The organism is Haemophilus sp. HMSC61B11, from assembly GCF_001838615.1.
Lineage (GTDB): Bacteria > Pseudomonadota > Gammaproteobacteria > Enterobacterales > Pasteurellaceae > Haemophilus_D > Haemophilus_D parainfluenzae_AD.
On sequence record NZ_KV837996.1, the window covers coordinates 98,391 to 110,717 of the forward strand.

The following is a 12,327-nucleotide window of genomic DNA, read 5'->3' on the forward strand; positions in this document are numbered from 1 at the left end:
TCTATGTTAATGATAAATGGACTTGCGTGTTTACTCATTATTACCTCTCTTTGCGTAATTATGGTTCGAACCGCCAAAAAAGCTGCATTGTTTTACAGTTTGCAATCGTTGGTGTTGGTATTACTGTTCGTATATCTAGCTAATGAAATGCAAGCCCATGAACTTTACATGTGGTCAATTAGCGCATTTATTACCAAAGTGGTTTTGGTACCCGCGATTTTAATCTATGCGATGAAAAAAGTTGATGAAAGTCAAACTCCAGCTGGAATAAATGTCGCTTGGTTGATCCCGATCACAGCAGTGATAGTGACATTGTGCTACTTTGTCGTTGTCCCAATCGATTTACCGTTGGTTGCCCATCTTAAACCGGCATTGTCGGTGTCATTAAGTCACTTCTTATTGGGCTTAGTGTGTATTGTCAGTCAACGCAATATCGTAAAACAAGTATTCGGTTATTGTTTGATGGAAAACGGTTCTCATCTCACATTAGCCTTATTGGCAAATAAAGCACCTGAGTTAGTGGAAATCGGAATTGCCACAGATGCTATCTTTGCCGTCATCATAATGGTGGTATTGGTAAACAAAATTTACCGTACATTCCACTCATTAGATGCAAAACAACTTATGAGTTTGAAGGGGTAACGCTATGTATGAACAATGGATAATTGCGTTATTAATCGCACCTTTAGCAATATCACTTGCCAGTTTCGCTTGTGGCGTGACAAAAACACGGACAATTTGTACCGCACTTCATGTTACAGGTTTGATTTTGATGTTGGCATTCACCTTACAAATTATTAATGGTGTGCTGACTCAGGGGGAAATCAGTGCATTAAATAACTGGATTTACATCGATAGTCTATCTGCTATTTTCTTAGGTCTTATCGCTATTGTTGGGACTTTAGCCGGTATTTATTCTATCGGCTATATCGGTACTGAATATCGAGAAGGCCATCTTGATTTGAAAACATATTGCAATTATTACGGCTTTTTGCATTTGTTTTTCTTCACTATGATTATTTCTGTGATCACCAATAATGTGATTTTGATGTGGGCAGCCATTGAGGCAACTACATTAAGTTCTGCGTTCTTGGTTGGCACATATAAACAAAAAACTTCTCTTGAAGCCGCATGGAAATACATCATTATTTGTTCAGTTGGGGTGGCGTTTGGATTGTATGGCACAATTTTAACGTTCTCTAATGGTACGAATCTTTTAGCGGATCCTAGCCAAGCCATTTTCTGGACAGAAATCAATCAACAGGCAGCGGGTTTGAATCCGATGCTTATGTATCTCGCTTTTGCCTTCATTTTGGTTGGTTTCGGTACTAAGTGCGGTCTATTTCCAATGCATACTTGGTTATCTGATGCGCACAGTGAGGCACCAAGTCCAGTGAGTGCGATTTTATCAGCGGTATTATTGAACTGTGCCATGTTGGTAGTATTGCGCTATTACATCTTAGTTTCTAAAGCAGTCGGTTCTACATACCCGCAAACCTTATTATTGGTATTCGGTTTACTTTCTGTATTGGTTGCGGCCTTGTTTATTATCGTTCAATTCGACATCAAACGCTTATTGGCATACTCCAGTATTGAAAATATGGGGTTAATTAGCTTCGCTTTTGGTTTAGGGGGCCCAATAGGCGTATTTGCTGGGTTACTACATACCATTAACCATAGCTTGGCGAAAACCTTGCTGTTCTGTGCTTCTGGTAACATTTTATTGAAATACAAAACCCGTGATATGAACCAAGTACGTGGTTTATGGCGTGTGGCACCAATGACAGCGGTGTTATTTGCCGGTGGTGCATTAGCACTAGGTGGTATTCCACCATTTAACGTGTTCGTCAGTGAATTCAGTATTGCGGTTGCCGGTATTTACGCAGGTAAAACTTGGTTAATGGTGTTCTGTTTAATTTTACTCACTATCGTGTTAGCTGGATTGTCTTTAATGGTATTAAAAACTGTATTAGGCAAACAACCGGATAATGTTGAAGTGGGGGATGTGAACAAAGTTTCACTCGTGGCGATGGCAATTTTATTGTTATTCATGTTTATTATGGGTATTCATATTGCCGAACCAATTTTGCAGTTATTAAAAAGTGCGGTCGGAATTGTACTCGGATCTGAACAAGTATCCTTTGGTGAAATGTTAGTTTTACCTTGGCAAAGTTTAGCGCAATGATCGACAGGAGGGATAAATATATGGAATTAACTAAAAATACATCAGTCGATCCAGCCAAAATGATTGGCAAGAATTACATTGAAGCAGTCAATGCAAAATTTCCAAATACCATTTTGGATGAGGAGTGGTCAACACCAAATCAGGTTACGCTTACCATTAAAACCAATATGCTACCTGATGTTGTTGAATACCTTTATTATCAACATGAAGGTTGGTTGCCTTTAGTATTCGGGAATGATGAACGCTCAATCCACGGCAATTATGCGGTGTACTACGTGCTTTCCATGGAAGGGGAAGTGAAAACTTTTATCACTATTAAAGCCTTAGTTGATCCTGTGAGCTTAGAATTTCCGTCTGTGACACCAAAAGTCAAAGCGGCTGTTTGGGGCGAACGTGAATTATTCGATATGTATGGTTTGAAAGCCGTTGGTTTACCTGACCAACGCCGCTTAGTGTTGCCAGATGATTGGCCGGACGATCTTTATCCATTACGTAAAGACTCCATGGACTATCGTTTACGTCCTGATCCGACAACGGCGACAGAAACATACGAATTTATTAACGAAAAAGGCGAGGCACGTATCGTTCCACTTGGCCCGTTACATATCACTTCGGATGAACCTGGACACTTCCGTTTGTTCGTGGATGGGGAAGACATCATTGATGCGGATTATCGTTTGTTCTATGTACACCGTGGTATGGAAAAATTGGCAGAAACTCGCATGGATTACGACCAAGTCAACTTCCTTGCCGACCGTGTGTGTGGGATTTGCGGTTTCACTCACAGTGTGGCCTATGCTAATTCCGTAGAAAGCGCTTTGGGGATTCAAATTCCAAAACGCGCTGAATGGATCCGTGCGATTTTGTTAGAAGTAGAACGTTTACACAGCCACTTATTAAACTTAGGTCTATCTAGCCACTTTACCGGCTTTGATACCGGCTTTATGCAATTCTTCCGTGTTCGTGAGAAATCCATGACCTTGGCTGAAGTGCTAACTGGGGCACGTAAAACCTATGGTATTAACCTTATCGGTGGTGTGCGTCGCGATATGTTGAAACATCAACGTGAGCAATGTATCAAACTTATCGGGGAAATGCGTGAAGAACTCAAAACCTTAACCGATATTTTATTAAATACACCGAATATGGAACAACGTACGGTAGGCGTTGGTGTCTTGGCAAAAGATATCGCTCGTGATTTCAGTCCGGTAGGACCAATGATCCGTGGTTCTGGCTTTGCGCGTGATGTGCGTAAAGTACATCCATTCTCTGGTTATGGCGATATCCCTTTCAATCTCTTCACTGAAGCAAATGGCGACGTGTTATCCCGCGTGAAAGTGCGGATTAATGAAGTATTTGAATCCATGAATATCATTGATTACATGGTGGATAATTTGCCAAGTGGTGAAATCTTAAAAGAAGGTTTTAATTATACGCCTGGACGTTTTGCTTTAGGGATTACCGAAGCTCCACGTGGCGAAGATATTCACTGGTCAATGCTAGGCGACAACCAAAAACTTTTCCGTTGGCGTTGTCGTGCTGCCACTTATGCTAACTGGCCAACCTTACGCTACATGTTGCGTGGCAATACAGTGTCTGATGCACCACTTATTATTGGTAGTCTTGACCCTTGCTATTCTTGTACCGACCGTGTCACTGTGGTAGATGTGCGTAAACGCAAAGCCAAAACCGTGGATTATAAAGAAATTGAACGCTACGGTATTGAACGTAAAAATTCACCATTGAAATAGGGGAGGCGGAAAATGTTTAAATTACTAAAAACGGTATTTAAAGCAGGTGATGTTACCACCAAATATCCGTTCAAACCTTATGAAGTCGATGATGATTTTAGAGGAAAACCGGAACTCAATTCAGATCAATGTATTGTCTGTGCGGCTTGTACAATTGCCTGTCCAGCCAATGCGTTAACCATGCGAACTGATCCAGTTACAGGTGAACGTACATGGTCGTTATTTCTTGGTCGTTGTATTTTCTGTGGTCGTTGTGAAGAGGTTTGTCCAACCAAAGCTATTCGCTTGTCACAAGATTTTGAACTCTCAGTGACCAATAAACAGGATCTTTTCCAAGAAACAACCTTTGCTACAGTAACTTGTCAGGAATGTGGTAAACCGTTTATTTCTTATAAAGAATTGAATTACACCATTGATTTATTTAAACAAACTTTGGATAAACCTGAATTAGTGAAACAAAAATTGGCGGAGTTGCATACTTGTCCGGTTTGTAAACGTCAGCACAGCTTAGAAAAAACCGCGAATATGGAATCCAATATGCGGATGAAATTAATCGACTTTAAAGAGCCTGTTCGCTTGAATTTTAAAAAAGCGCTCGAGCAACGAGAACAAAGTGCGGTTGATTTACCTAACGTTTTAGCAGGAGGCGAAAGACGATGAACACACAAATTCCAATGCCGGTCAATGGCATATCAACACCGTTTAGTATTGATGAAAATATTGCCAAAATGAAACAAACGTTACTGAAAGATATTCAACGTTCAGCTTACGTTTATCGTGTGGACTGTGGCGGTTGTAATGGGTGTGAAATCGAAATTTTCAGTACCATTACGCCAACATTCGATGCGGAACGTTTTGGTATTAAAGTGGTGGCTTCACCTCGTCACGCGGACATTTTATTATTCACTGGTGCGGTTACCCGTGCGATGCGTACGCCAGCAATGCGTGCTTACCAAGCTGCGCCCGATCCTAAAATCTGTATTTCTTACGGTGCTTGCGGTTGTGGTGGCGGTATTTTCCATGATCTTTATTGTGTTTGGGGGGGGAGTGATCAAATCGTACCAATCGATGTGTACATCCCTGGCTGTCCTCCGACCCCTGCAGCGACAATTTATGGATTCGCGGTAGCACTTGGCTTGCTTGATCAAAAGCTCAAAGGTAAACAAGAAAAAGCTGATCCTAACGCAGAAGCTAAATTACGTTTCCCAACTATTCCGTTGGATTTGCGTATTAGTCTTGAACGTGAAGCACGTCGTCTTGCCGGTTATCGTCAAGGTGGCAACATCGCTAACCAATTTATGGCAATGATGACAGAAAATGATAACGTACCATTTGGGGTGCGTTTAGGTGAATACCTAGAGCGAGAAGCCGATCCGCGTTTAAGCGAAATCGTTAATCGTCTGCATGCTATTAGTATGCCGTTTTCGGGATAATTAATCGTGGTGGCAACCTTGTTGCCCCTCTACAAAATGGGAATGTTATGACAACTCAAGTCTTTTTCTATTTATTAAACGAACGTTTCGTCGAAAACGATGAACAGGTGCCAGAGCAAGCAAAACAAGTGATGTATTATTCTTTGGCGATTGGTCACCATGTGGGCGTAATTGATTGCTTTAAAAAATTATTGATTTGCGACTATGGCGACTATCAACGTTTTGTCGAGAGCTTTCCGGAAGGCGATGCGAAACGTAAATTTGCGGGTTTAATGCGATTCGGTGAAATCGTGATTGATTCAAGCCATGTAAATTTATTGGCAAAAGCGATGGACGAAAACAAAGCTAATTTCACACCACAACATCAAGAGTGGGTCGAAATTTTAATGGATACGCTGGCGTCTATTCAGCGTGAACCAGTGATGTATATTATGGTGAAACGACGTGACGAATAATGTGATCTTAACCGTTGGCAACAGCATGATGGGTGATGATGGCGCAGGACCTTATCTCTATCAATTATTGAGTGAAAATCCATTGCCAAATTGGACCGCACTTGATGGTGGTTCAGCACCGGAAAATGTTGCCCATATCGTGCGAGACATGAAACCAGATTTGCTTTTAATTTTCGATGCGGCTGATATGGAATTAGCGCCCGGTAAAATCCGAATCATTGAAAAAGAGAGCATTGCGGAAATGTTTTTCATGAGTACGCATAATATGCCGCTCAATTACCTCATCGAGCAACTGGAACAAGATATTAAACAAATTGTTTTTGTGGGGCTTCAGCCTGATCTGGTTTCCTTTGGTTTTCCGATGACAGAAAGCGTAAAAGAGTCTGTGCAATTTATGTATGATTTTTTAAAAGAGGGAAGATCGCTTGAAGAGATTCCTGTTTTGTAAAAAAGTGAGGGTGATTTTCTAAACATATTTAAAAATATTACGAAAACCTGTTTTATATCAATAAATCCATGTTTTTTGTAAGACTATGAACTGATTTTGGGTGTAATATATACCCAGAATTAATTATTCTAATTCTATCTCTAACCTCGTGTTGTACTAAAATAAGGACGTTACTATGGCTATTAAAAAAGTAATTACCGTATGTCCGTATTGTGCCTCAGGTTGTAAAATCCATCTTTTGGTGGAAAACAACAAAATTGTGGGAGCTGAAGGTGCAAACGGCAAGACAAACGAAGGGGAGTTATGCCTAAAAGGATATTATGGCTGGGATTTTGTGCATGATACAAAAATCCTGACTCCTCGCCTAACTCAACCGATGATCCGCTACAAACGTGGCGAACCATTCACACCAGTGAGCTGGGAAGAAGCAATTTCTTACACAGCAAGACGTCTCAGTGAAATCAAAGAAAAGTACGGTAACGAATCGATTATGGTAACGGGTTCTTCCCGTGGACCAGGTAACGAAGTGAACTTCGTTATGCAAAAATTCGCCCGTGCGGTATTAGGAAATAACAACATTGACTGTTGTGCGCGCGTGTGACACGGCCCTTCTGTAACAGGTCTGCTCAAATCGGTCGGTAACGGCGCAATGTCCAACTCAATTGTTGAGATTGAAGATACCAAATGCGTATTCATTTTTGGCTATAATGCCTCCACTTCACACCCTATTGTGGCGCGTCGGATTAACCACGCCAAAGCAAAAGGGGCGAAAATCATTGTTTGTGACCCTCGTAAAATCGAAACAGCCCGTATTGCGGATATTTATGCGCCGCTTGCTAACGGGTCTAACGTAGCATTCTTGAATGCGATGATGAATGTGATTTTGGAAGAAGGGTTACAAGATCAAAAATTTATTGATGAACACACCGAAAACTTCGATGCGTTCTATGAAACCGTGAAAGCTTATACACCGGAATCCACTCAGCATATCACAGGTATTAAACCTGAAATGTTGCGTGAAATTGCCCGCACTTATGCAAAAGCGGAAACGGCTACTATCTTATGGGGTATGGGTGTTTGCCAATTCCGTCAAGGTGTAGAAACCGTACGTGCATTAGCAAGCTTGGCAATGCTTACCGGTAACTTAGGTAAACCAAATGTTGGGGTGAACCCAGTACGTGGTCAAAACAACGTACAGGGTGCATGCGATATGGGTGCGTTATTCAACACATTACCTGGCTATCAAAGTTTTGCTAATCCAGAGATTAATGCAAAATTTGCGAAAGCTTGGGGCGTGCCATCTATTCCAACCAAACCAGGTGTGCCGTTGAGTGAAGTACCTGAAGCTATCATGGAAGATAAGATTAAAGCGTTCTATATCATGGGTGAAGATACACTACAAACTGAGCCTGATATTAATGCGGTTAAAAAAGCCTTCGAGAAAGTGGAACTTCTTATTGTTCAAGATATTTTCATGACTCAAACAGCCGCAGAAGCAGATATTTTATTACCTGCGACTTCTTGTGCTGAACATGAAGGTGTATATAGTGCTGCTGACCGTGGTTTCCAACGTTTCTATAAAGCCGTTGAACCAACCGGCAACGTCAAGGATGACTGGGTAATCATTAGCGAACTTGCTACAGCAATGGGCTACCCAATGCACTATAACAATACCAAAGAAATTTGGGATGAACTTCGTTCGCTTTGTCCAATTTATAAAGGGGCAACTTACGAAAAAATGGAAGGCTTGGGTTATATCCAATGGCCATGTACTGATGAAGGCCCTGAAGATCAAGGTACAACATACTTGTATAAAGGCCAAATCTTCGACCGTCCGAACGGCAAAGCTGAGTTCTTCGCCTGTGACTGGGAGCCACCGATGGAAGATCTTTCTGAAGAGTTCCCATTGGTACTTTCTACCGTGCGTGAAGTCGGTCACTATTCTTGCCGTTCAATGACCGGTAACTGCCGCGCTCTAGCTGCACTTGCAGATGAGCCGGGATTCGTACAAATGAACGATCAAGATGCCAAAGAATTAGGCATTAAAAACAACGACTTGGTTTGGATTGCTTCTCCGCGTGGTAAAGTGATTTCTCGCGCAGATGTGAGCACTCGTACCAACAAAGGTGCTTGTTATATGACCTATCAATGGTGGATCGGTAAATGTAACGAATTAACCGCTGAACATTTGAACCCGGGTTCTAGAACACCGGAATACAAATACAGCGCGGTTCGTATTGAGAAAATCGAAGACCAAGCCTGGGCTGAACGCTATGTGGTCACTGAATACGCAAAATTAAAAAATCGCTTAAAAGAAACCGCACTTGTGGCTTGATTAGCGTCATAAATGAATTACGGGCGAACTTAATGGTTCGCCCGTTTTTAAATCCACTCAACATAACCCTCACACATAATCCAACATAAATGGGAAAATTTTGGATGAAGTGGGAAGAAATGAGAAAAGTGGAATGAAACAGAGTTACACATAGCGAAAAAGAAAACCCAGCGACTTTTTACGGTCACTGGGTTTGTTTTTAGGATCGAGCGAACATATCAAACTGCCGTTTGGCAATTTCTTCTTTCTGCACACGTTTGACGATTTTGTAGATCCATTGCAAAGATAAACCATACTTCTTAGCAAGGTATGCGAGGTTATTGCCGGTGAACTCATTGAAAATTTGCTTTTTAAAAAGCTAATTTCAATTGTGTTGATTGGTCAGCCTGAGTTGAAGTTGAAACTTTCTGAACGCAACACAGAAGTGCGTGAAGTGGTGCAACGCTGTGAGGTGGTGGAAGAGATGAAATACCTTGTTTGTCATTTCTTCTCCGTGTTGTTTTGTGGTAAATTATGGCAATCAATTTTTATTTGCTAAGGAACAAAAAATGGAAAATCAAATTGCCGAATTAAAAAAAGAATTGGCGGCATTACAAGTACAACTGAAAACCCACTAAATCGCCTTAGAAATGCTGGCTGCAACGTTAGAACCTAATGCCCGTCAGCAGTGGGCGGATTATCTGGCTTCTTATCTTGCCGTAAGAGCTCGGACAACTGCTGGGATCGCTCACGCAGAATAGCCCTTGTTGCAATCAATTCAATCTCTACAGGAGAAAGTGGCGGCTCCGCTATCGCTTTCTTAATTACCGCGGTTAAGCCCGACTTTTTCAAAAAATAAATCAATAAACGGCTGAACATAAACTCCTCCTTCTTTCTGTTGCTTTATGGTTCGTTTGTGTTGATGTGGTAAAGTTAGGCGGAATAATTCCGAAATAACAAGTGAAATTTCTGAAAATCTAAATTATTTTCAGGTTATTTCCGATAAAAGGCTAAAAATATGACTATTGGGGCAAGAATTAAGCAATTACAGAAAGAATTAGGTTATTCAAGTGCAGAAAAATTTACAGAGACTTTAGAAAAAACGACCGTTTCACGCTTAAGTGATGTTATTAGAGGTAAGCAAAAACTGCCTGATGACTTGATGTTTGAGCTAATTACCAAGTTTAATGTGAATTCTAATTGGATTATTGCAGGAGTCGGAGATATTTTTATCGGAAAAATTCCGAATAATGCACTTACACCATCAGAACAAACCCTGCTCGAAGACTATCGCGAAAGCAACGAGCAAGGCAAAGAAGCCATAGAGAAAACCGCAAGTGCTTTGGCGGTGACGGCGGCACCTACGACTCGTAAGGTAGCGTAGAAAATATTTAATACAAAAGAAGGAGTCAATGATATGACAGTTCAAATTCAAGCGGGCATCATTCATCAAATTAAAAAAGCCCAAAATACACCTGCGGCGGCTGCGTCATTACAATTACAACAGCAATTACATTCCACAAGTAATACACACTTAACAACCTTTGTTGACTACGCCGAACAGCAGCTGCAAAAAACAGGTAAGAATAGTTCTATAAGTGGTGGTTTTGGTATTCAGCATACACTCTCTAAGGTGCTTGCTGACAGCTACTTTACGAAAACTGGGCAAATTGATTATTTACAACTATCCAAAGATATTGCTCAAGGACTCTACTATTTTGTCACACAAAAAGCAGCCACAACTGGCGAGTATGTCCCAATAGTGTTCTATTGTGTAGATAATACCGACTATTTACTGATTTCACTGATTAGTCTGAATAAGTATATTAATATCGATGCGCAAGGCGAGTTTTCAGATACTAGCGTGATTGATAATGATGCCTTAAAGGTAGGGATAAAAATTAATTTAACGCAAATGGCGGCACATTATGCGCTACCAAATGATGAGCAACCAGAGAGCTACTACATTCAATGGATTCAGCGTGGCAATAGTAAATTGCCTGATTATATTCAAGACTTTATCCCTGTTGGTGAACGAATTGATAACGGCAAAATAACCTCGACATTGCTTAAAAATATTAAAAATTATACCGCTTCAGTGTTTAATGATCCGAAAATTCGTCATAAAGTAGAGACAGATGTGGTAACATTATTGCGTAATAAATTTGAACGCGGTGAGTCAGTGCATATTGAAGATGATATTGATGCCTTGCTTGATAGTGCATTAACTACTCACGGTTTAGATACCCAACCTAAATTCTGTGATTACCGCAAGGAAAACAATATTGTACTGGATTCATCTTTCAAAGTAGATTCAAGCAAATTGAAACCTTACGAAAAATTTGATTTATCTCTTTCCAATAAAGGTATTCTCATTAAAGGGGATATGGGGCAATTAGGGGAAAGTATTTTTGTTATTAAAGATGAAAGTAATGATAAAAAATACTTGCAAATAGAACTAGATCAAAAAGAATTTGATCAAATCACTCAACGTTACGAGAGCTTATTACAATGATCTTAACTGAGTTTTTTAGTTTAGTAACTGAAATGTCTGTCAGTAAAAATAACCTGACAGGCTTTGTTACGCCTAAAAAACAAGAGGATATTGTAGCATTACGAAATTGGGATGATACGAGTGGAGAATTTGAATTAGAGAGTGAAACATTAAGCATTAACAAAAAAACCAGTTTTAAGCTAACGCCAAGATTGCAAGATGGCTTAGGTTATGCGAGTTATGAAAGCTATTTTGATAAGAAACGGGAATGGTGGCTCAATCCGAGTTTCGATGATGTAGTCGAACATCAGTGGTGGCTATCCCAAGCATCAACAATGCAAATTTCGCAAGAAAATTTACAAACACTGGCAAAATTGTTGCAATTATTGGCAGACAAAAATCGTTTCTATTCAACTAACAATATAGTCGTATTTTTTAGCAAAAAACCTTCTGAACTTTCATTAAAAGCTCAAAATAGCCATTCTTTTGTTCAGCTTGTGCGTGACTTATCTGAAGTACAAATTCAAGCCATTAATAAAATTTGTGGATTTTTAGGTGGTAATAGTGAAGATGAACATTTTCATTCTAAGAAAAATGCCTTTTCAACGGCTTTAACTGATTACTTAACCGAAAAAGAAGGTCGGATTCAACATGATGTTTGTGATTTACTTACGGATATTGTAAATATTAGCAATCAAACGCATACGCAATATGATCTCTATCTTGAAGATTTTTCTTATAGTAAATTTGTTAAAAAAATTGAAGAGAGAGCTTCAAAATTTACTGTGCGTATCAATGAGGCACTAGGAAAATCAAGCACACAGGTTCTAGGATTACCTATTGCCGCTGCAGTATTTAATTTTGCAAAATTGGAAACTCAATGGGTGGGAGTTATCTCTTTGATGGTTTATGCGGTGCTTTGTGCTGCTGTACTTTTCAATCAGAATAATCATCTTTTATATATTGAGAAAGAGTTTGATTTATTTGAAAGTAAGCTACCTAAGAAATTAAAAAATCAAGATTGGCAAATGACTAAAACTGCAGTGTTAGAACAAATAAAAAATCAAAAGCGATTAACTTATTTATTATGGTTCATTATTCTTTCAGCATTTTGGTATGCATCAGGTCTACTAGGTTACTTGGTTGCTATCACTTTTAGTAAATCAGTTTAAAAGCTACTTTTTCCTATCACACTTAAACTCCTATTAATTTTTAAACCAATTTATAAAAAGTTAGTAGGAGTTTTT

Annotated in this window: 13 protein-coding genes and 1 pseudogene; 12 read left to right on the top strand and 2 right to left on the bottom strand. The window is 39.8% G+C overall.

Annotated elements, in window-relative coordinates; translation table 11 throughout:
* Positions 1-3 precede the first annotated feature (3 nt).
* The 8 genes from hyfE to fdhF all read left to right on the top strand — a co-directional run bounded on the left by hyfE (position 4) and on the right by fdhF (position 8,607).
* The gene (hyfE, locus tag HMPREF3263_RS08365; protein ID WP_005697594.1) at positions 4-642 is read left to right on the top strand and encodes a hydrogenase 4 membrane subunit; all 639 of its coding nucleotides are present in this window, start codon (positions 4-6) and stop codon (positions 640-642) included.
* 4 nt (positions 643-646) lie between these two features.
* Positions 647-2,185 (top strand): hydrogenase 4 subunit F, encoded by a 1,539-nt coding sequence (locus HMPREF3263_RS08370; RefSeq protein ID WP_070853199.1) that lies wholly within the window; start codon positions 647-649, stop codon positions 2,183-2,185.
* 20 nt (positions 2,186-2,205) lie between these two features.
* Complete coding sequence (locus HMPREF3263_RS08375; RefSeq protein ID WP_049365604.1) at positions 2,206-3,936, top strand: hydrogenase large subunit; 1,731 nt, start codon at positions 2,206-2,208, stop codon at positions 3,934-3,936.
* A 12-nt stretch (positions 3,937-3,948) separates the two neighbouring features.
* Entirely contained in the window at positions 3,949-4,596 is a 648-nt protein-coding gene (locus HMPREF3263_RS08380) for a formate hydrogenlyase complex iron-sulfur subunit (RefSeq protein ID WP_049367960.1), read from the top strand.
* Positions 4,593-5,369 (top strand): NADH-quinone oxidoreductase subunit B family protein, encoded by a 777-nt coding sequence (locus tag HMPREF3263_RS08385; RefSeq protein ID WP_070853200.1) that lies wholly within the window; start codon positions 4,593-4,595, stop codon positions 5,367-5,369. The genes HMPREF3263_RS08380 and HMPREF3263_RS08385 overlap by 4 nt, the downstream gene beginning before the upstream one ends.
* A 47-nt stretch (positions 5,370-5,416) precedes the next feature.
* Positions 5,417-5,824, top strand: a complete 408-nt coding sequence (locus tag HMPREF3263_RS08390; protein ID WP_070853201.1) for a formate hydrogenlyase maturation HycH family protein — start codon at positions 5,417-5,419, stop codon at positions 5,822-5,824.
* The gene (gene hycI, locus HMPREF3263_RS08395) at positions 5,814-6,272 is read left to right on the top strand and encodes a hydrogenase maturation peptidase HycI (RefSeq protein WP_005696264.1); all 459 of its coding nucleotides are present in this window, start codon (positions 5,814-5,816) and stop codon (positions 6,270-6,272) included. The genes HMPREF3263_RS08390 and hycI overlap by 11 nt, the downstream gene beginning before the upstream one ends.
* Before the next feature lie 181 nt (positions 6,273-6,453).
* The gene (fdhF, locus tag HMPREF3263_RS08405; RefSeq protein WP_083327602.1) at positions 6,454-8,607 is read left to right on the top strand and encodes a formate dehydrogenase subunit alpha; all 2,154 of its coding nucleotides are present in this window, start codon (positions 6,454-6,456) and stop codon (positions 8,605-8,607) included.
* Between the two features lie 199 nt (positions 8,608-8,806).
* Here the strand turns inward: fdhF and HMPREF3263_RS10630 are convergent.
* A pseudogene (locus HMPREF3263_RS10630) lies at positions 8,807-8,959 on the bottom strand (Mor transcription activator family protein); the annotation flags it as partial.
* A gap of 18 nt (positions 8,960-8,977) precedes the next feature.
* Between HMPREF3263_RS10630 and HMPREF3263_RS10765 the strand changes: the two are divergent.
* Positions 8,978-9,145, top strand: coding sequence for a hypothetical protein (locus tag HMPREF3263_RS10765; RefSeq protein WP_005697606.1), 168 nt, complete (start codon positions 8,978-8,980; stop codon positions 9,143-9,145).
* Positions 9,146-9,258: 113 nt separating this feature from the next.
* On the opposite strand, the gene HMPREF3263_RS08410 is transcribed toward HMPREF3263_RS10765, so the two are convergent.
* Positions 9,259-9,465 carry a hypothetical protein gene (locus HMPREF3263_RS08410; RefSeq protein ID WP_032803998.1) on the bottom strand — a complete coding sequence of 69 codons (207 nt, stop codon included), beginning with the start codon at positions 9,463-9,465 and terminating at the stop codon, positions 9,259-9,261.
* A gap of 139 nt (positions 9,466-9,604) precedes the next feature.
* Here HMPREF3263_RS08410 and HMPREF3263_RS08415 point away from each other — a divergent pair, with 139 nt between their 5' ends.
* Genes HMPREF3263_RS08415 through HMPREF3263_RS08425 form a run of 3 tightly spaced genes read left to right on the top strand, consistent with a single transcriptional unit; the run spans position 9,605 to position 12,252 of the window.
* On the top strand, positions 9,605-9,970 hold the full coding sequence (locus HMPREF3263_RS08415) for a transcriptional regulator (RefSeq protein ID WP_005697664.1): 366 nt from the start codon (positions 9,605-9,607) through the stop codon (positions 9,968-9,970).
* A 33-nt stretch (positions 9,971-10,003) separates the two neighbouring features.
* Entirely contained in the window at positions 10,004-11,101 is a 1,098-nt protein-coding gene (locus HMPREF3263_RS08420) for a nucleoid-associated protein (RefSeq protein WP_005697626.1), read from the top strand.
* Positions 11,098-12,252: a hypothetical protein gene (locus tag HMPREF3263_RS08425; RefSeq protein WP_005697648.1), complete on the top strand. Its 1,155-nt coding sequence runs from the start codon at positions 11,098-11,100 to the stop codon at positions 12,250-12,252. The genes HMPREF3263_RS08420 and HMPREF3263_RS08425 overlap by 4 nt, the downstream gene beginning before the upstream one ends.
* Positions 12,253-12,327 lie beyond the last annotated feature (75 nt).